Source organism: Streptomyces sp. NPDC048275 (assembly GCF_040652275.1).
Classification (GTDB): domain Bacteria; phylum Actinomycetota; class Actinomycetes; order Streptomycetales; family Streptomycetaceae; genus Streptomyces.
In genome coordinates this window covers 108,648-128,293 of sequence record NZ_JBEZLR010000015.1, presented here as the reverse complement: position 1 = coordinate 128,293, position 19,646 = coordinate 108,648, and the positions used below count along the sequence as shown (strand labels likewise).

Below are 19,646 nucleotides of genomic sequence, written 5' to 3'. Positions count from 1 at the left end.
CGGCACCAGCCGCATGGGGCCAGACTCGGCGCAGGCTTCCACCTGCACACCCACGCCACCCCCGCCCCACGGACGGGACGGCCACCGGGACACCCTGAGATCTCTTTTCCAGGACCGAAGCCGGGCCGAAAACCCAGCCCCACCCCGGAAAACCTAAACTCATCTGCGACGCTGGCCATACGCCAGCGGTACTGGAGCCTGGGTGCCATCTGGTACGGCCGTCTCCACATCCTTGAGGCCCGTCTCGCGGCCGTTCAGGAGGACATCGCGACCGGGCGGGTGCACGTCGTACGCGGCGGGAAGAAGCTTGCCAGGAACCGGCACAACCTGGCCGCCGCGGGGCTCAGCGAGACGGCTTCTAGGGGTCACCGGGAAACCGCAGTGGCTCACGGTGCCGACTGGATGTCCCCGCGCGTGGAGGACGCGATGGTGTCGCGGTGCGCGAAGTCGCCCGGGGGGATGCCGGGGTGGTGTCCGAGCCGGGCCGGCGGCACTGCGGCCGAGGGGCCGAGGGTGAGCCGGGAGACGATGCGGTAGCGGTCGCCGCGGTAGATCGAGTGGACGTATTCGACGGGCTGACCGGTGGTGTCCGAGGTGAGCCGCTCGAAGAGCAGCGCCGGGGACAGCTCGGGGACGTCGAGCAGCTCGGCCTCGGCGCGCGTGACGACGGTCGGCTCGATCGCCTGTACGGCCTCCTGGACGTGCACCCCATGCTGTTCGCGCAGGTGCTCGTACAGGTCACCGGCTTCCAGCTCCTGAGCGGACAGGGCGGGGACCAGATCGGCCCTGATGTGCAGATGCTCGATGGCCATCGGGGCGCCGTCGACCAGGCGCAGTCGTGCCACGTACACGATCTCGGCGGCGGGTGAAAGGCGCAGCTTGCGGCCCACGCGCGCGCCTGCCGGGATGGTGGTGAACTCCAGCAGGCGGCTCGACCAGGTTCCGGAGGCCTGAGGAACCGTCATGGTCTGCTGACCGGAGACGAGTTCCTGGGTGATCTTCTCGGGTGCGACGAACATGCCGCGGCCGTGTTCCCGTACCAGAAGACCCGCGGCGACGAGCTCGTCGACCGCCGCGCGCAGGGTCGGGCGGGACACGCCCAGCCGGGCGCACAGGGAGCGCTCGGAGGGGATCGCGTCCCCCGGGCGGTGCGACTCGACGAGGTCGAGGATGAAGTCGCGAACTCGCTCCCGTTTGAGCACCGCACCTGGTTCGTCGGCCTTCATGTTGCACTCCCTCATGCGCGGAATCCCCGGTTACCCAGCTGACCAGTTGACCAGTGGTCGCCCGCAACCGCCCTCTCGGCCAGGGAAGTGTAACTGTCACCGAGCGTTGATCGTCCAGATCCCGACCGGCCTGCAGACCAAAATCCCGCGATGTACAGGGGGTTGACGCTCTCGATTGGTCTATGCCACCTTCATCCCCACATCAAGAGGTGAGCTGTCCAGTGGACTTCACTGGTCAGGTGGTCAGGTCATGTCCTCCAGAGGTGAACCGTGAAGCTCCGCTTGTTTGCCGGTGTGTCCGTGCTCGTGATGACGGCCGGGCTGAGTGCCTGCAGTAGCTCCTCCGATGCCTCCGACGACAGCTCCGACGGGAGCACCACCATCGACGTCTGGTTGATGCGCGACAGCGTCTCGGCCGCGTTCCAGAACGACTTCGTCAAGGGCTTCGAGACTGCTCACCCGGACATCAAGGTCAAGGTGCAGATCCAGGAGTGGGACGGAATCGGCGAGAAGGTGACGGCGGCCCTCGCCAGCAACGACGCACCGGACGTCATCGAGACCGGAAACACCCAGGTCGCCCAGTTCGCGCAGAGCGGCGGGCTGCTCGACCTCAGCGACAAGGTCGACGAACTCGGCGGGAAGGACTGGCTCAAGGGCCTCGCCGAGCCGGGCGCCTACGAGGGCAAGCAGTACGGCATCCCCTACTACGCCGCCAACCGCGTCGTCATCTACCGGACCGACCTCTTCAAGAAGGCGGGCATCGACGCGTCCGCCATCAAGACCCGCGACCAGTGGATCGCCGGCACCGAGAAGCTCAACACCGGTGACACGCAGGGCATCTATCTGCCCGGCCAGAACTGGTACACCTTCGCGGGCTTCGTCTGGGACGAGGGCGGCGACCTCGCCACCGAGTCCGGCGGCAAGTGGAAGGGCACGCTGGACACCCCCGAGGCGATCCGCGGCATGGAGTTCTACGAGAAGCTCCAGGCCCTCGGCAAGGGCCCCAAGGACGCCGACGAGGCAAACCCGCCGCAGGCGGACGTCATGGCCAAGGGGAAGGTCGCCCAGATCATCTGGACACCCGGCGGCGCCAACGCGGTCATCGAGAACAACCCCGCGCTGAAGGGCAAGCTCGGCTTCTTCCCGATCCCGGGGAAGACCGCCGGCACACCCGGCGCGGTCTTCACCGGCGGCTCCGCCCTCGTCATCCCCACGGCGTCCGCCAAGCAGGACGCGGCCTACACCTTCATCAAGGAACTCAGCGGCGACACCTGGCAGAAGAAGCTCGCCGTCGCCATGAGCTATGTCCCGAACAAGACCACCCTGGCCGGCGCGGTCGCCTCCGACCCGGGCGCCGCGGCCATGGCGGTCGGCGCCGCCGAAGGCCACGCCACGCCCAACACACCCGGCTGGGCCGCCGTCGAGGCCAAGAACCCGATCAAGGACTACATGACGGCCGTTCTCACCGGAGGCGACGCCCAGAAGCAAGCCGCCACCGCATCCGACGCCATCACCGCGGCGATGAACTCCGGCTCCTGAACCGTCCACGCACCGGAAGGAGGAGCGCCGTGTCGGCCGCCGTCCGAGAGCAGACCGCGCCTCGCCCCCCACTCGGCACCGGGCCACCCCGGCGCTCCACCGGCCCAGGACCGCGCCGCCGCGAGAAGACCGCCGACCGTGGGGTCTGGCCGTACGTCCTGATCGCGCCCGCCGTCCTCGGCACGCTCTACCTGCTCGTCTATCCCCTGGTCCGCGCCGTGGTGATATCGCTGCAGGACTTCGGACTGCGCCAACTCATCCTGGGCGACGCGCGTTTCGTCGGATTCAAGAACTACGAGACGCTGCTGAGCGACGGCCGCTTCTGGGAGGTCGTGCGTCGCACCTTCCTCTTCATGGCGATCAACGTCGTGCTGATCATGGCGCTGTCCACGCTGGTCGCGCTGATGATCGAGCGACTCGGCCGGTTCGGCCGTACCGCGGTCCTCAGCGCGCTCGTGCTGACCTGGGCGATGCCCGTCATCGCGGCGACCACCGTCTTCCAGTGGCTGTTCCACTCGGAGTTCGGCATCGTCAACGCGGTCCTGACGGACCTGGGGTTCGAATCCTTCGACCGCTACCCCTGGTTCGCGCACGGTCCGGCCGCCTTCGCCATCCTGGTCACCCTCATCGTGTGGCAGTCCGTGCCGTTCGCGGCGATCACCCTGTACTCGGCCCTCACCACCGTCCCCGCCGAGCTGTACGAGTCGGCGCGACTCGACGGAGCATCCGGTCCACGGATATTCCGCTCCATCACCTTCCCGATCATCCGGCCGATCTTCATGCTCGTGTTCTCGCTCGAAGTGATCTGGACGTTCAAGGCGTTCGTCCAGATCTGGGTGATGACCAACGGCGGGCCCGGGGACGCGACCACGATCCTGCCCGTGTACGCGGTACAGACCGCCCTGTCGAGCCAGCGCTACGACCTCGGATCGGCGGCCTCCATGGTCACCGTCGTGCTGATGTCGGGCGTGCTCGTCTTCTACTTCCGCCAGATGTTCCGCCAGGAGGACGAGCTCGCATGAGCACGACCCGGCCCCGCATTCGCCGCATACCCCTGAACGCCGCCGCCGTCGTCACGGTCGTGGTCTGTCTGTTCCCGGTCTACTGGATGGTCGCCACCGCGTTCACCCCGACCCGCGACATTCAGTCCGACAGCCCCCGGTTGTTCCCGGAGACCTGGACACTCGACCACTTCCGCGCCGCCGTCGGCGCCGACGGCTTCGGCCTGTTCTGGCGCAACAGCATCCTCGTCACGCTGAGCGCCGTCCTGCTCGCCCTCGTCATCGCGCTCGGCGCCGCCTACGCGGTGGCCCGGATGAAGTGGAAGGGGCGTCGGCAGTTCATGCTCATGGTCTTCATCGCCCAGATGGCGCCGTGGGAGTCACTGATCATCCCGGTCTACATCATCTCCCGGGACACCGACATGCTCGACCGGCTGCCGACCCTGACCCTCGTCTACTTCATGATGACGCTGCCCTTCACCGTCATCGTCCTGCGCGGCTTCATCGCCACGATCCCCCCGGAGCTGGAGGAGTCCGCCCAGGTCGACGGCTGCACCCGGCTCGGCGCGTTCCGGCACATCGCGTTCCCACTGCTGGCACCGGGCCTGATGGCCACCTCGCTGTTCGGCTACATCACCGCCTGGAACGAGTTCACGTACGCCAACTTCCTCATCATCAAGCACCAGGACAACCGCACCCTGCCCGTGTGGCTGTCCTCGTTCCGGAACGTGTTCGGCACCGACTGGGGCGCCACCATGGCCGCCTCGACCCTCTTCGCCGCCCCGGCACTCGTGGTGTTCCTGCTGCTCCAGCGCCACGTCACCTCCGGCTTCGCGGCCGGCGCAGTCAAGGGCTGACCTCACACACCCCGCGACCCCGTTCCGGAGACGATCCATGCCCGCACACCGACCCACACCCGCTCTCCTGCCCCGCCCCACCGAGGCCGCGTTCAGGCCCGGCCACTTCACCCTCGACGCCGACACCACGCTGCACATCGGCGCAGGCGCCGAACCGGCCGCGGAACTGCTGCGCACCCTGCTCGCCCCCGTCACCGGGCTGCCCCTGCGGCCGTCCCCGGACGGACAGTTCGCCCTGGCGCTCGACTCCGGCCTCGGCGATCTGGGCGAAGAGGGGTACGTCCTCGCCATCGACCCGCACGCCGTGCTGCTGCGCGCCGCGCACCCCACCGGCCTGCTGCGCGGCATCCAGACGATCCGTCAACTCCTCCCCTTTGAGGCCCTGTCGGCGATCCCGCAGCGCGGTACGCCGTGGCTGCTGCCGTGCGCCGACATCACCGACGTCCCGCGTCACCCCTGGCGCGGCGCGATGCTGGACGTCGCACGCCACTTCCAGCCCGTCTCCTACCTGCGCCGGTACGTCGACATGCTGGCCCTGCACAAGATCAGCGTGTTCCATCTGCATCTCACCGACGACCAGGGCTGGCGCATGCCGGTCGCCGCCCTGCCCAAGCTCACGGAGATCGGCGGCCACCGTGCCGAGTCCCAGAAGGGCCCGGCCGGCAGCGACACGTACGACGGCGTCCCGCACGGTGGGGCGTACACGCGGGCCGAACTCGCCGCCCTGGTCCGGTACGCGGCCGCTCGCGGCGTCACCGTCATGCCGGAGATAGAGATGCCCGGGCACGTACGCGCAGCCCTCGCCGCCTACCCCTCACTGGGCAACCACCCGGAGCGCACCCTCGACGTCTGGACGCGCTGGGGCGTGTGCGACACCGTCCTCGGTGTCCACGACGAGGCCCTCGACTTCTGCCGCACCGTCCTCGACGAGGTCATGGACGTCTTCCCCTCGCCGTACATCCACGTCGGCGGCGAGGAGTGCCCCACCACCGAGTGGACGCACAGTGTCGCCGCACGCGAACGAGCAGTGGCGGAGGGTCTGCCGAAACCTGAGGCCCTGCACGGCTGGTTCCTCGGGAAGATCGGCGACTTCCTCGTCCGGCACGGACGCCGCCCGGTCGGCTGGGCCGAGACCGGCGCCGAACTGCCCCTCGACTTCACCGTGATGACCTGGCGCGACTCGGCCCACACCCTGGCGGCGGCCCGTCGCGGCCACCCGGTCGTCAGCGCCTACCACCGGGCCACCTACCTCGACTACGCCCAGTCCGACGACCCGCACGAGCCTCCGGCCCAGCCCGGAACCGTCGTAGATCTGCGCGCTGTCCATGCCCACGACCCCGTACGCGAGGACGCGGACGACCAGGCGGCCGGGCGGGTGCTCGGCACCCAGGCCCAGCTGTGGACCGAGTTCGTCACGACGCCCGCCCACATCGAGTACCTCACCTACCCGCGGCTGTGCGCCCTCGCCGACCGCGGCTGGAGCGGCACGACCGACTGGGCCGACTTCCGGTCCCGCCTCGACGCGCACACGGCCCGGCTCGACGCGCTCGGCATCCAGTACCACCCCTGACCTGTCCCATTCCGGGAATCACCCCACCTTTCTGGAGAGGAACAACGATGAGATTCGCGAAGAACCGGCTGCGCGCCACCGCACACACCGCCGTCGCGGTGGCCATGGGCGCCGCCGCGCTCACCGCACTCCCGGCCACCGCGACCGCGGCCGCCGACGGGCTGAGCGTCCAGTACCGGACGAGCGCCACCGGAGCCGCCGCCGACCAGGCCGAACCCTGGTTCAAGGTGAAGAACACCGGCACCGCGAGCGTGCAGTTGAGCGGCGTCAAGGTCCGGTACTACTTCAAGGCCGACTCGGCGAGCGCGACCTATCGCTTCGCCTGTTCCTGGGCCGTCAGGGGCTGCGCCAACGTCACGGGCACCTTCGGTACGCTCGCCAACCCGACCGCCACCGCCGACCGCTACCTCGAGATCGGCTTCACCTCCGGTGCCGGCTCGCTCGCTCCGGGCGCCGACACCGGCGACCTGCAGCTGCGCTTCTACCAGTCGACGTGGGCGTCGCTGAACCAGAGCGACGACTACTCCTTCGGCGCCTCCCAGACGTCGTACGGCGACTGGTCCAAGGTCACGGCGCAGCTGGCCGGCACCACCCTGTGGGGCCAGGCCCCCGCGGGCAACGGGCCGACGGACCCGCCGACCGACCCGCCGACCGATCCTCCGGCCGACGGCGCCACGCTGTTCGACGACTTCAACTACAGCGGCCACACCGACCCGAAGATCTCGGCGAACGGCTGGAGCGTGCGGTCCAACTCCGGTGGCCCCGGCGTGCCCGGAGCCACCTGGGCGCCCGAGAACGTCACCTTCTCCACCACGGGCGGCAACTCCCTCATGAACCTGGAGACCTCGACCGCCGGCACCGGAGCGAGCACCGAACAGACCGAGATCCTCACCAAGTCGATGAAGTTCAAGAACGGCACCTACGCGGCCCGGGTCAGGTTCAGCGACGCGCCCAAGTACGGCCCGGACGGCGACCACCTCGTCCAGACGTTCTTCACCATCAACGACCTCAAGGCACCGCTGGCGGACGACTACGCCGAGTACGACTTCGAGTACCTGCCCAACGGCGGCTGGGGCGAGCCGTCGAACATCCTCTACACGACGTCCTGGGAGACCTACCAGGCCGACCCGTGGGTGGCGGTCAACCAGCACACCGAGAGCCGCCAGAGCTTCAGCGGCTGGCACGACCTGGTGCTGACCATCGACAACAGCACCATCAAGTACTACGTCGACGGGCAGCTCTTCGGCACCCACGGCGCCGCGTACCTGCCGGAGCGGCCCATGTCGATCAACTTCAACCAGTGGCTGATCGACCTCGCGGGCCAGACCAGCACCACCGCGCGAGCGTACGACCAGCAGGTCGACTACGTCCTGCACGTCAAGGACCAGGTCCTGACGCCGGCGCAGGTCACCGCCAAGCTGAACGCGTACCGCAGCGCGGGCACCACGTTCCAGGACACCGTCCCCAGCAGCTGATCCCCTTGCCCGACGACGGGGGCGAAGGTGACCGCGCACTCGGTGCAGATGCACCGAGTGCGCGGTCCTCCTGCGCGCCGCCTCAGGAGGTGAGGTAGCAGGTCTTGCTCACGCCGGGCAGCGGATCGGTGCCGAATACCGCCGTCGTGCAGCCGGTGCCGCCGGTGAACGACTTGTAGAGGAAGCGGCCCCGTGCGCCGTAGGCGACGGTCCGCTGTCCGCTGAAGGCGCACGTTCCGCCTTCGGCGGAGCAGGCCGTGGCATAGCCGGCCGGGCCGCCGGTGGCGGTGTAGCAGGCCTTCGACTCCCCGGAGATCGGGTCGCCGAACGTGGCGTCGGTGCACGGGGTGTTGCCGGTTGCCGTGATCGTCGCGAACGCGCCGAAGGCTCCGTACATCACCGGCTGTCCGGCGGCGGCCGAACAAGTGCCGTTCTGGTCCGCGCACTTGGTCCAGCCACCGGCCGGTGCTCCGGCGGGCGGCAGGTAGCAGGACTTGGCGACTCCGTCGATGGGATCGCCGAAGTGCGCGTTGGTGCAGGCGACGGAGCCGTTGGTGACCTGGTGCGCGAAGTTGCCGTTGGCGCCGTAGGCGACGTCACGGTTGTAGCCGGGTACGGCGCAGGTGCCGCCCTCGGCTGCGCAGACGGTGTATCCGGGAGGACCGCCCGCGTCGGCGACGTAGCAGGACTTGACGAGATTCGACGCCGGGTCGCCACCGAAGGAGGCGTTGGTGCAGGCGGTGCTGTCGGTCGCCGTCTTGTAGGTGTACGTCCCGGCCCCGTAGGCCACCGCACGGGTGCCGCTGAAGGAGCAGGTGCCGCCCTCGCCCGCGCACCGGGTGAAGCCCGCCCGCAGCGCACCGGTGCCGGGTTCGCCGGGTGCCGACGGGTTGCCCAGTCCGGTGGCGGTCACGCTGTAACTGCCCGGGGCGACGCCGGTGAGGTACACGTAGGTGTCGTCCTGGCTCGCGCCGGTGATGCCGGAGGTGGGCGTGAAGGTTCCGTTGCTCCAGACGACGTTGCCGTTCACGGACACCGAGATGTTGCCGCCGCCGAACTTCGGGACGCCGATGCGGCCGGTGGTGCCGGACGGGCTGGAGAGGTTCGCCGAGTAGGTGCCGGCTGCCGGGTTGCGGGACCAGGAGGCGTTGATGGCGCCCTGCGGCATGGTGATGCGGCCCTCGGCGCTGGTCAGGTCGCCGGGGTGCGGGACGAAGCGGTACGCGCCGGTCGCCGACTCCGGTGCGGTGCCGAGCACGTCGAAGGTGAGCGTGGAGGTGGGCGCGGTGGACCAGCCATGGGCCAGGCTCATGAACGAACCCCCGTAGGCGAGGCCGCCGTCGGCCTTGATGCCCTCCCAGAAGGTGCTCTTGGTGCCGATGTCGCTGTTCAGCATGTGGCCCCAGGTGCGGCGGATCTGCGCGAGGGCGCCGTAGTCGTCATTGGCGGTGAAGCGGGCGTTCAGCTCCATGCCGCCGGCGAAGGGCGACACATTGCCGCCCCATTCGGGGGTGGTGGGGCCGTAGATACCCCAGCGGGTGCCGAGCTGGGTGATGATGCTCCGCGACTTCGCGGTGGAGTCGGTGAGCCCGTACCAGACCGCGAGCGAGTTGCCGTCCTGCGGGTACAGACCGCTGGTCGGGTTGTCCTTGTACATGCCCTTCGAGGCGTCCCACAGGCGGGAGTTGGCCGCGGACTTGATGGCGGCAGCCTTGGCGGCCCAGCTCGCGGCGAGCGCGCTGTCGCCCTCGACCGTGGCCAGCGTGGCGCCGCCCTTGAGCGCGGCGTACAGCAGCGCGTTGGCGGAGATGTTCTCTCCGCCCTGGCCGACCCGGGCCCAGTCCTGGGTGCGGGTCACATTGAGGAGGTTGTTGCCGCCGATCTTGTTGATGATGAAGGCCATCGCGCGCTTGTAGTTGGCCCATCGGGAGTCCAGCCACGTCCGGTCGGCCGTGTACGTGTAGTACGTCGACGTACCCAGGAGTGTCCAGGTGTGGTAGGTGTCCGAGCCGGTGAGGTTGAACGGCGGTCCCGACCAGGGGATTTCGCCCTCCGCCGACTGCACGTTGTACATCGTGGTGAGCGCGTTGCGGGTCGAGGTGAGGTCGTTCGAGTAGGCGTACTGCGTGGGTACGGCGATGCCCAGGTCGCCGGGCCACACCGTACGGTCACGCTTGGCCCCGTCGACCAGGACGGAGTCGCCCACGCCGACCGTGGCGCCGTTGTCCCACTCCGAGGTCGGCGGGGGCCAGGCGCGGCCCTGGTCGGAGGCGATCGTGTTGAGCTGCACGGTGTACGCCCCGGCGTACCAGATGCGGTTGAGCAGCTCGTCGCTGGAGGAGAAGTAGTTGGCGTAGTCGGCCGGGTTGGCTTTCCCCGGAGCCGCGGTGAAGTCGAGGCTGACGCCCGTGAGGTCCACCCAGCCCGAGCTGTCGAGGAAGACGGTGAGGTAGCGGAATCCGCCACGCTGTCTCGCGGTGGGCATCGTGTAGGTGCCGTTGGCGGAGGCCGTCGCGTAGAGCGCCCCGTCCTCGCCGTCACGGCCGCTGCTGCGGTCGCTGTTGTTGCCCACGTACAGGGACGACTCACTGAAGGCCAGGCCGACCCGTTGGCCGCTGCCGCTGGTACTGCCGAAGGACAACGTTGCCATACCGCCGACTTCCTTGCCGAAGTCGAGGGTGACGGCCGACTGCGAGCCGGAGATCCGCGTCGGCTGTCCGCTGAGGACGTTCTGCGGGTTCGCGACGCTGCCGGACGTTCGATGGACGGCGGTCGGCTTGAGGGTGCGGGAGGTCGGCGAGTAGTTCAGGGCGTCAAGGGCCGCCTTGCTGACGCCTGTTGGAGTCACCGGGGTCGCCGCCGAGGCGGACGGCGCGGGACCTGCGGCCAGCACGGCGGCCGCGACCATGGCGAGGCTGAGCAAGTGGTACCGGCCTGGCGATCTGTTCAGCGGGGAACGACGGCGCACGGAAACCTCCCGGGGCGGGGTGCGGGAACACGGAGACGTGAAGTATGAAACGATTCAAAACCGTGGTCTACGAGACCCAGCGCCTGATCGGACAGTCGGATACACGAGGAGTCTCGTCGAAGTTTCACCGATGATGGGGGCGCGGAATCGAGGTGTCAACCCGTCGCGGCCACCGCGAACTGCCCCGCAACGGACTCCCGTTGAAGGCATTGACAGGGACTCGCCAAGCCGCTTCACTGCCTCGGAGACAGGTATGGACCAGTGCGCGATTCCGGCCCGGCTCGGTGCGAGCCGTCGGCCCCAGCAACGCCCACCAACCGGCTTCCCCCATCGTGAAATCGAGGCGAGTTTGCCGTGTCCTCACGAAGTTCCGACATCGTTGTCAGATCACGGCTTCTCAGCGTCCTGCTGACGGCCGCTCTCACCTTGGCGGCACTGGTCCCGGCCGCGACGCCCGCGTCCGCCGCCACCCCGGTGTGCGCACTGGCCTGTGACACGCTGGACCCCTCACAGGCCCGGCAGGAGAGCTTCCCGGTGCCGGCCAAGAACCTCAACGGCCGTCGCCTCGAACTGCACGTCTCCGACGCGGACGACATGGCCTGGGCCAGCATCGACAACGGCGTGATGGGCGACTCGGTGTGGCTGGACCGCTCCTGGGACGGCGGCGCCACCTGGGAAGGCCTGCTGGGCAAGGCGAGCATCCCGAGCACCTGGACCGGCACCAGGACGCTGATGTACAACATCACCGATCCGCGCAACCACCGACGCGGGCTGGTCCGCGCCTGCGGCGACGCCGCGGGTGTCGGCTGCACGGCGTGGGTCTATCCCACCGTCTGCGACACCCTCTGCGACGGCACCAGCGCCGGCCAGGCGGCCGGTGACGACCAGCCGGTGCCGTCGACCACCCTCTACGGCCGCACGATCCGGCTGCACGTCGACCAGAAGAACTCCATGGCGTGGGCGAGCATCGACACCGGTGGCGCCGGCGACGAGATCTGGCTGGACCGCTCCTGGGACGGCGGCTCGACCTGGCCGGGCGGCTCCTCCCTCGGCCGTACCAGCACCCCGTCCGGAGCCACCGGCACCCGGACCACCATGTACGCCACCCGCGACCCGCGCGGCCTCCTCTACGGCGGCGCGGTCCGCGCCTGCGGCCGGGAGGCCGCCCACCAGGAGGGCAGCTGCACGGCATGGATCAGGCCCGCGCCGACCAGGGCGCGTGCGGCGGCGGACGCGCTGATGACCTCGTACGACCCCTACAACGGCTGGTGGCCGAGCAGTTGGTGGAACTCCGCCGCCACCCTCACCTCCCTCATCGACTTCGCGAAGACCACCGGCAACCACGAGTACGACTGGGTCATCGCCCGCACCTTCGAGCAGAACAAGGGCGTCTTCGCCGCCGGTGTGCGCAGCTCGGACGCGATCGAGGGCCACTTCATCAGCCGTTCCATCGACGACTCGGCCTGGTGGGCCATCGCCTGGCTCGACGCGTACGACTACACCGGCGACTCCCGCTACCTCGACGAGGCCGTCACCATCGCCAACTACGTCCAGCAGTACTGGGACCCCAGCACCTGCGGGGGTGGCGTGTGGTGGGACCGCGAGCGCACCTACAAGAACGCGGTGACGAACGGGCAGTACCTCTGGCTGACCGCGGCGCTGCACCAGCGCATCCCGGGCGACACGGTATGGCTCCAGCGGGCCAGGACGTCCGCCGCCTGGTACAAGGCCAGCGGGATGATCAACTCCTCGGGGCTGGTGAACGACGGGCTGACCTCGGCCTGCGCCAACAACGGCAGCACCGTGTGGAGTTACAACCAAGGACTGGCCATCGGCGGCTTCACCGAGCTGTGGAAGACGACCGGGGACAGTTCGCTGCTGGCCACCGCGCGGACCCTGGCCGACGCCGCCATCAGCAGCCCGGCGCTGACCCGGGACGGAGTGCTCACCGAGTCCTGCGACATCGGCTCGGCGGCCTGCGACGACAACCAGAAGCAGTTCAAGGGCATCTTCATGCGGCACTTCGCCGACCTCGCGAAGGTCACCGGTTCCAGCACCTACCAGGGCTACATCCAGAAGCAGGCGGACACGCTGTGGGCGCAGGACCGCAGCTCCCTCAACGCCCTCGGTCAACGCTGGGCCGGCACCAGCCCCAACCAGACCGACTGGCGCACCCAGGCCAGCGCCCTCGGAGCGCTCACCGCCGCCGCGGGCTGAGGACCGCTTCTGGGAACTGACGGCACGCGGGCCCCCGCCCCGGGTTGTGGGAGCGGGGGCTCGGGCCGTCGATGCCACTCGCCGCGCCACGGCCAGGGAGGAGCACCGCGGCGCCCAGCAGTTCCCTGTCGGTCAGAGACGGGCCACAGCCTCGCGTGCACGCACGGGCATCAGCTCCGGTTCAGCCCTGGCCGCCGGCCTTTCCGCACTCCGGGTAGAACGTGCGCAGGCCGGAGCTGGGCATGTTGCTCGGGGTCTCGTCATCGGTCTGGTCCGCGTAGACGCTGTACCTGCTCGTGTCGGCGGTACTGTCGGCGAGTCCCGTATCCCTGTCGCCGAGACGCGCCTGCGTCTGATAGACGCCGTCGCCGGCGTAGGCGAACACCGCCAGGTCGGGGTAGGGGTCGTGATCGTAGTCGGCCACGGCGATGCCACGTGTCTCGCCGAGGTCGAGATGCCGGGTGTGCTGTCCCCGGCCGGAGGCCGAGAAGGGGCCCGACACCAACTCGGCCACGGTCGGCTCGATCGGGTCGTCTCCTCGCTTCTGCCCGGTGGCCACGACGACCAGGTCGTCCCACCCGTCGCCGTCGAAGTCGGCCACCGCCGCCAGCACGTCCTCCTCTTTGCCGCCGGAGCCGCCGACCAGCTTCCTCACCCCGACCGGCGTGCCATAGCCCGCCTCCTTGCCGAACGCGACGGTCAGTTGAGCACCGGTGTGGGAGGGGTCGGAGACGCGGTCTGTGACACCGTCGCCGTCGATGTCGGCCAGCAGACCCCCCGACAGCGTCACGCACGACGTGACCGAGGGTCTGCCCGTGGGGCGTGGAGGTGCCCCTACGACGGCCTCACCGCACGCACCGAGCAGCGCCGCGGCTGTCGCCAAGGCAGCCGCCTGCCTGAACAGCCGTGCACGCCCGCTCGGATGGCTCGTTGCTCGCATGACTGGACAGGCACCTTTCAGGCAGCGCAAACGATCGGCTGAAGCTCCGAGCGTAGACGGCAACGGCGGGGGGAATGGCCGAGACTGCCGCCGCGCACCGGGTGCCGACCCGGCAGGGGGAAAGGCCTGCTCGCTCAGCGGCAGCCTCGTATCGGCGGGAGTCGCCCACTGTCGAGGGCCCGAGCCGCATGGGGCTTGCGTCGTCCTCCTGGAAGTGCGCGGCGTCGTCCCGGGAAGACACTGGCGCTGGGGGATTCGCCTTCCTCCCCAGGCGGACCTCCTCCATATCAAGCACTTCCTGAACGGCGCGCGACACTCGGCACGCTGTGGACCAAGGGCTCGGGCAGCCTGCGCCTGAGCGGGATCAGGAGCGGTGCGACCGCGGCACCGGCGGGGGCCCGCCCTCGCATGACGGGCCCGGCGCTCACTTCTTCGAGGTGTTCGAGCGGCCGGCGTCCTCCCGATACAGAACGAGGTGCTCGTGGAAGAGCACGCCGTCCCGGACATCACCGGTGGCGGTGAAGCCGGTGTCGTCGACGTAGTCGATGTGGTTGCCGGTGACGGTGTAGCTGCCGGTGTAGGCGCTCTGCCGGTTCCCACGGGCCTCGTCGTAACGGCCGTTCGGGAGAAGTTCCTGACGGATGTGGCCGTCTGCCGTGACCCACATGCCGACGAAGGGGTGAGGCGTTGCGTTCGTGTTCATGGCTCCACGGTCGCGCCCCGACGCACGGGGAACCAGGCCGCGCCTTTCTCAGGAGCCGCGTTCCTGGGAGCCTGGCACCCACCCACAGCTGCGGCGATCGCGAGCAGGCTGCGCTCCAGGGGCGCCGCGCCCCAGGGGCGCCGCGCGCTACCGCTCAGACCGCAGTCCGCTCCACGGGGATCCACAGCTCCGCGTCCGCCTGTGCCCCGTCCTGCGACAGCCGGGTCCGCAGGATCTCGGGCCCCTGCCGGCTCCGGTACGGATTGGACGGGAACCACTGCGTGAACACGTCCCGCCACAGGAACTGGAGCGCCTGCGGAAACGGCCCGGAGTTCTCGAAGACGGCCCACGTGCCGGCCGGGATGGTGAGCGCGTCCATGTCCTCAGGCACGGCGGCGCGAGTCACCACGCCGTGGTAGTAGTCGAGTTCGGTTCCCTCGGCGCGGCTGTCGTCCAGATTGTCGCTCACCGAGACGATCCCCTCCGGCTCCTGATCGGACAGGTTCTGGATCCGCTCCAGCGTCTCCTGTCCGAGGCCCCGGATGAAGGCGGCGATGGCCGGGTTCACCCCCTCGTGCACGAGGGGGACACGCGCCTTCCTGCCGACCACACGGAATTCCTCCTTCTCCACGACCCTGTACCGCATGCTGCTACTCCCTTCGACGATGAGGCGGAAGGACATCCGTGGCTGGGACTGCAGACTCGCACCGAGCCGCCTGGCCTCGCCGGGGCCGACACCGTGCATCGCGCGGAACGCACGCGCGAACGCCTCCCCCGAGGTGTAGCCGTAACGCACCGCGACCTCCAGCAGCGTCCGCTCCCCGGCCAGCACCTCGGCACCCGCGACCGTCAGCCGCCTGCGCCGGATGTACTCCGAGAGCGGAATCCCCGCCAGCGCGGAGAACAGCCGCCGGAAGTGGTACTCCGACGTCACCACGATCCGCGCCAGGTCGGAAACCTCGATCCGCTGATCAAGGTGGCACTCGATGTACTCCATGGCTTGGTTCAGCCGCTCCAGCACCCCGGCCTCCTTCCCTTTCGATCACTCACGTTAGGAAGGACCCACCCTGCCGGACCCGACATCCTGTGCCCGGTCCGGTCGGGTACGCCAGGCCCCCGACGGCCTGCGCACACCACACCTGCATCAACCACAACGACGGGCGCAGGAGCCGTGATCACATCTCAACCAGGGCCTAGCTAGGGCCTGTCCGGCGGATCATGCCGCGGACGCGGGGCTTGGCACGCCCATCTGCGGCGTTGTCGTCGGTCAACGACTCCCCCACTCTCGACTTCGCTCGAGCGGGGGGACCCCCATCGCGTCGCCTCCCTCCTCCGCCTTGCAGCCGCACGCACCAAGCCCCGCTCACCGGCACCTACGAGGTGCCGGTGCTTCCCTCCAACCTGATCCGCCGGACAGGCCCTAGCGGACGAGAGCCTCGGACACGGCCCACAGCCGGGCCGCGTTCTCCCGATCCAGGGCGTACGGCGCGACGCCGGCGACGGCACCGGCTCGCTCGGCGACCGGCTCGGCCTCGGCACAGTCCTCGAAATAGCGGCCGGTGATGCCCTCGACCGTCGGTGATGCGACCAACAGCACCGAGGTCGCGGCGCCCTGCTCCACAGTCTTCTGCGGTGGCAGTGCGAGTTCGCCCGAGGCGATGAAGTCGGCCACCTGTTGCATGTCCATGTGCCGGGCCAGGGACGTGTCCGCGATGTTGCCCGGCATCAGAGCGTTGGCGGTGATGCCGTCGTCGGCCCATCGCTCGGCGGCGCCGACGGCGAACAGGGCGTTGGCGGTCTTCGACTGCCCGTAGGAGGTCCAGGGGTCGTAGGGGCGGAAGCGGTAGTCCAGGTCGTCGAAGACGACCGGGGAGAAGAGGTGGCCGATGGAACTCACCGAGACGATCCGCGCGCCGTCCGCCGCCGCGAGCGCCGGGTGGAGGCCGACGGCGAGGGCGAAGTGGCCCAGGTGGTTGACGCCGAACTGCGTCTCCCGGCCGTCAGGTGTGCGGGTGAGTTCCGGCGGGGCCATCACTCCGGCATTGTTGACCAGGATGTGCAACGGGCCGTGCCAGGCCGCCACGAACGCCGCGACCGTCGACCGGTCGGCCAGGTCGAGCCGCCCCACTGTCAACTGTCCTGATTCGGGCGGCAGTTCTGCCTCCAGGCGCGCCGCCACGCGGGCGCCCGCGTCGGTGTCCCGCACGGCCAGGGTGACGTCGGCGCCCGCCGCGGCGAGCACCCGGGCCGTCTCCACCCCGATTCCGGAACTGGCTCCGGTCACCACGGCCCGGCGGCCGTGCAGGTCGACGCCGTTGATTACCTCGGCGGCGGTTGTGCTTGCCCCGAACGTGTGGGGCGTCTGAGGTGCGGACATGAGGTGAGTCTCCTGATTTGAGCAACTTGAGTGACTTGAGGAATCCGAGGGCCGCAATGTGTGTGGCTCACTTGCTGATCGCGTTCGGCGCCTCGGCGATGGGGGTTGGCCGCAGGGCGCGGCCGGGCCGCACCGGGGACGGCAGGTCCGGTCGGGTCACCGGGAAGACGGCGAGCCGCCGACGGGATCCCAGGCGTGAGCGTCGCCCACCGATGTGACACGACCGAACACGTCGTCCGTGAAGTGCCCGGCAGCGATCAACGTGTCCGGCCGTGCGGGCGCGTTCGGGAGCGGCGCGACATCGCTCGTCCAACCGACGTGATCGAGGTGCAGGTGGGTGTACACCACCGTGTCGATGCCGTCGGTGGACAGTCCTTCCGCGGCGAGGTTCTGCAGAAGCGAACCGCCCTTGAGTCGAGCGACGCCGGGCAGGTCCACGTCGACCTTTCCTACGGCCAGATCCACGAGAATCCGCCGGCCGCCGGCGCGTATCAAGAAGGATCCGAACGAGAGGATGAGCTGCCCGTCTTCGAGGTAGCCGGGGCGCGTCGTCCAGTCCACGCCGGGGAACAGGACATCTGGATCGTGAGCGCCGAAACCATCGGGGAGATAGGTGATCGGGCTTGGGGCTGTGAGTGTGGAGGGGGGGCGGGGGTGTTCTGGTCCCGCGATGGGATCTTCGTGAGGCGCCGGCCGGCTTTCAGCCGTTGAGCGTCCCCATCAGCTCGGGTGCGTAGCGGTCGCCGGTGACCACGCCGTGCGGGGCGACCGCCTCGATCGCGGCGATGTCGTCGGTGGTCAGGGTCACCTCGGTCGCGGCGACGTTCTCCTCGAGGTAGCGGCGGCGCTTGGTGCCGGGGATGGAGACGGCGCCTTGGTGCTGGACCCAGGCGAGCGCCAGCTGGGAGGGCGTGACGTTCTTGTCGGACGCGATGCGGCGGACCTCGCGGACGACGTGCAGGTTGCGGTCGAAGTTCTCGCCCTGGAACCGGGGGTCGGTCCGGCGCCAGTCGTCCTCGGCGAAGTCGTCGGGGCTGGTGATCGCGCCGGACAGGAAGCCGCGCCCCAGCGGGGAGTAGGCGACCAGGCCGATCCCCAGCTCCCGCAGCGTGTCGCGCACCCCGTCCTGTTCGATGCCGCGCTCGAAGAGCGAGTACTCGGTCTGGACGGCGGCGAGCGGGTGGACGGCGTGGGCACGCCGGATGGTCTGCGCGGAGGCCTCACACAGGCCGATGTGGCGGATCTTGCCTTCGGCGACCAGCTCGGCCAGGGCGCCGACGGTTTCCTCGATGGGCATCTTGGGGTCGATGCGGTGCAGGTAGTACAGGTCGACGTGGTCGGTGCCCAGGTGCCGCAGCGAGCGTTCGAGGGCCCGGCGGACGTACTCGGGCCGGCCGTTGAGATCGAGCAGCCGGCCGTCGTCGGTGATCTAGATGCCGGTCTTGGTCGCGACCACGGCGGCCTCCCGGCGCCCTGCCAGCGCCTTGCCGAGAAGCCGCTCATTGATGAAGGGGCCATAGCTCTCGGCGGTGTCCAGCAGGGTGACGCCGAGTTCCAGCGCGCGCTCGATGGTGGCCAGCGACTCGGTCTCGTCGGCGGCGCCGTAGAACGCACTCATACCCATGCAGCCGAGGCCTTGGGCGCCGACGGTCAGGCCCTGGCTGCCCAGTGCGCGGTGTTCCATAAGGATTCCCTCTCTGTAACTAACTGGATAGATACACACCGTAGGCCCGAGGGTCACCCATGTCAATAACTAGATAGTTACTTGCTAGGGTGGCAGGCATGCCACGGGACTCCAGCGCCACCAAGGCCCGGCTGCTCGACGCCGCCTTCACCGAATTCGCCGCCTACGGCATCGCCGGTGCCCGCGTGGACCGGATCGCGGAGGCCGCGGGGGCGAACAAGCGGCTGATCTACGCCTACTTCGGCAACAAGGAGCAGTTGTTCGACGAGGTTTTGCAACGCGCGATGACGGCGGGCGCCGAGTCGGTGCCGTTCGACGTCGAGGACCTGCCCGGATACGCAGGTGCGATCTTCGACCACCTCGTCGCCCGGCCGGACCTGATGCGCCTGCGCCTATGGAAACTGCTGGAGCGCCCCTCCGCCACCGGGATCGAACCGGACGCCTTCCGGCTCAAAGCCGCCGAAGTGGCCGACGCGCAGCAGCGTGGCGAGGTCGCCCAGGAGATGGAGCCTGCCGATCTCCTGACCATGGTTCTCGCCGCGGCCCAGGCGTGGTTCTGGGCCGCCGAGGGCGTCGACCCCGAGGAGGTCAGCCGGTCCTGGTCGCCGCAGCGACTGGCCCTGCACCGCTCGGCGGTCATCGAGGCCGCCCGCCGGATGAGCGAGCCGAAGACCGCCGGCGAATAGCAGCCCAGCCACCCGCCGGTGACCGCCGCCGCAGAAGCTTGTCTTCCGTCAGCGAGGAAGGCACCGGCTCGGGCGTCGGACAGATCGCAGACCCGTCCCGGCCCAGGCACCTCATCGCCTGCCCGACTCGGGCGGCGGGACGATGTCTCGCTTGAGGATCTTGCCGGTGGGTCCCTTCGGCAGCGCGTCCACGATCCATACCTTCCGCGGATACTTCCTGATACCCGCCGCGTGCTTGAAATGCGCGCGGTCCCCGCCACCGGCACCGTGGGTTCTCCTGCGGTGACCGGTTCAGCGTCCGGCGGGGCGGCGATCCCAGGGTGCGCCCGCTCGCAAGAGCCGGGGGTGGTCCAGACGTCGGCATCGCGTCACCGCCAGTGACGCCGCATACGGGCTCTGCTCA

General features: G+C 69.4%; 14 protein-coding genes and 2 pseudogenes. 8 read left to right on the top strand and 8 right to left on the bottom strand.

Annotation, left to right across the window (positions count from 1 at the left end; translation table 11 throughout):
- Positions 1–219: 219 nt before the first annotated feature.
- Positions 220–363, top strand: a pseudogene (locus AB0D57_RS12595) (IS200/IS605 family accessory protein TnpB-related protein); the annotation flags it as partial.
- 23 nt (positions 364–386) lie between these two features.
- Here the strand turns inward: AB0D57_RS12595 and AB0D57_RS12590 are convergent.
- On the bottom strand, positions 387–1,226 hold the full coding sequence (locus AB0D57_RS12590; RefSeq protein WP_362070823.1) for a GntR family transcriptional regulator: 840 nt from the start codon (positions 1,224–1,226) through the stop codon (positions 387–389).
- Positions 1,227–1,496: 270 nt separating this feature from the next.
- Between AB0D57_RS12590 and AB0D57_RS12585 the strand changes: the two genes are divergently transcribed.
- Genes AB0D57_RS12585 through AB0D57_RS12565 form a run of 5 tightly spaced genes read left to right on the top strand, consistent with a single transcriptional unit; the run spans position 1,497 to position 7,668 of the window.
- Entirely contained in the window at positions 1,497–2,765 is a 1,269-nt protein-coding gene (locus AB0D57_RS12585) for an extracellular solute-binding protein (protein WP_362070821.1), read from the top strand.
- Positions 2,766–2,794: 29 nt separating this feature from the next.
- Positions 2,795–3,787, top strand: a complete 993-nt coding sequence (locus tag AB0D57_RS12580; RefSeq protein WP_362070819.1) for a sugar ABC transporter permease — start codon at positions 2,795–2,797, stop codon at positions 3,785–3,787.
- Positions 3,784–4,623 carry a carbohydrate ABC transporter permease gene (locus AB0D57_RS12575; protein ID WP_362070817.1) on the top strand — a complete coding sequence of 280 codons (840 nt, stop codon included), beginning with the start codon at positions 3,784–3,786 and terminating at the stop codon, positions 4,621–4,623. The genes AB0D57_RS12580 and AB0D57_RS12575 overlap by 4 nt, the downstream gene beginning before the upstream one ends.
- 37 nt (positions 4,624–4,660) lie before the next feature.
- Complete coding sequence (locus tag AB0D57_RS12570; protein ID WP_362070815.1) at positions 4,661–6,193, top strand: beta-N-acetylhexosaminidase; 1,533 nt, start codon at positions 4,661–4,663, stop codon at positions 6,191–6,193.
- 47 nt (positions 6,194–6,240) lie between these two features.
- Complete coding sequence (locus tag AB0D57_RS12565; protein ID WP_362070813.1) at positions 6,241–7,668, top strand: cellulose binding domain-containing protein; 1,428 nt, start codon at positions 6,241–6,243, stop codon at positions 7,666–7,668.
- Between the two features lie 82 nt (positions 7,669–7,750).
- Here the strand turns inward: AB0D57_RS12565 and AB0D57_RS12560 are convergent, their stop codons facing one another.
- Entirely contained in the window at positions 7,751–10,636 is a 2,886-nt protein-coding gene (locus tag AB0D57_RS12560; protein ID WP_362070810.1) for an alpha-L-rhamnosidase, read from the bottom strand.
- A 594-nt stretch (positions 10,637–11,230) separates the two neighbouring features.
- Between AB0D57_RS12560 and AB0D57_RS12555 the strand changes: the two genes are divergently transcribed.
- Complete coding sequence (locus tag AB0D57_RS12555; protein ID WP_362070833.1) at positions 11,231–12,853, top strand: glycoside hydrolase family 76 protein; 1,623 nt, start codon at positions 11,231–11,233, stop codon at positions 12,851–12,853.
- Positions 12,854–13,034: 181 nt separating this feature from the next.
- On the opposite strand, the gene AB0D57_RS12550 is transcribed toward AB0D57_RS12555, so the two are convergent.
- The 6 genes and pseudogenes from AB0D57_RS12550 to AB0D57_RS12525 all read right to left on the bottom strand — a co-directional run bounded on the left by AB0D57_RS12550 (position 13,035) and on the right by AB0D57_RS12525 (position 18,557).
- On the bottom strand, positions 13,035–13,643 hold the full coding sequence (locus tag AB0D57_RS12550) for a VCBS repeat-containing protein (RefSeq protein WP_362070808.1): 609 nt from the start codon (positions 13,641–13,643) through the stop codon (positions 13,035–13,037).
- 574 nt (positions 13,644–14,217) lie between these two features.
- The gene (locus AB0D57_RS12545) at positions 14,218–14,496 is read right to left on the bottom strand and encodes an Atu4866 domain-containing protein (RefSeq protein ID WP_362070806.1); all 279 of its coding nucleotides are present in this window, start codon (positions 14,494–14,496) and stop codon (positions 14,218–14,220) included.
- 154 nt (positions 14,497–14,650) lie between these two features.
- The gene (locus tag AB0D57_RS12540; RefSeq protein WP_362070804.1) at positions 14,651–15,517 is read right to left on the bottom strand and encodes an AraC family transcriptional regulator; all 867 of its coding nucleotides are present in this window, start codon (positions 15,515–15,517) and stop codon (positions 14,651–14,653) included.
- Positions 15,518–15,916: 399 nt separating this feature from the next.
- Positions 15,917–16,873 (bottom strand): SDR family NAD(P)-dependent oxidoreductase, encoded by a 957-nt coding sequence (locus AB0D57_RS12535; RefSeq protein ID WP_362070802.1) that lies wholly within the window; start codon positions 16,871–16,873, stop codon positions 15,917–15,919.
- Positions 16,874–17,029: 156 nt separating this feature from the next.
- Positions 17,030–17,434: an MBL fold metallo-hydrolase gene (locus tag AB0D57_RS12530; protein WP_362070800.1), complete on the bottom strand. Its 405-nt coding sequence runs from the start codon at positions 17,432–17,434 to the stop codon at positions 17,030–17,032.
- Between the two features lie 139 nt (positions 17,435–17,573).
- Positions 17,574–18,557: pseudogene (locus tag AB0D57_RS12525) on the bottom strand (aldo/keto reductase).
- Between the two features lie 98 nt (positions 18,558–18,655).
- Between AB0D57_RS12525 and AB0D57_RS12520 the strand changes: the two are divergent.
- A complete protein-coding gene (locus AB0D57_RS12520) occupies positions 18,656–19,243 on the top strand; it encodes a TetR family transcriptional regulator (RefSeq protein WP_362070798.1) in 588 nt (195 codons plus the stop codon).
- The last annotated feature ends 403 nt before the right edge of the window (positions 19,244–19,646 follow it).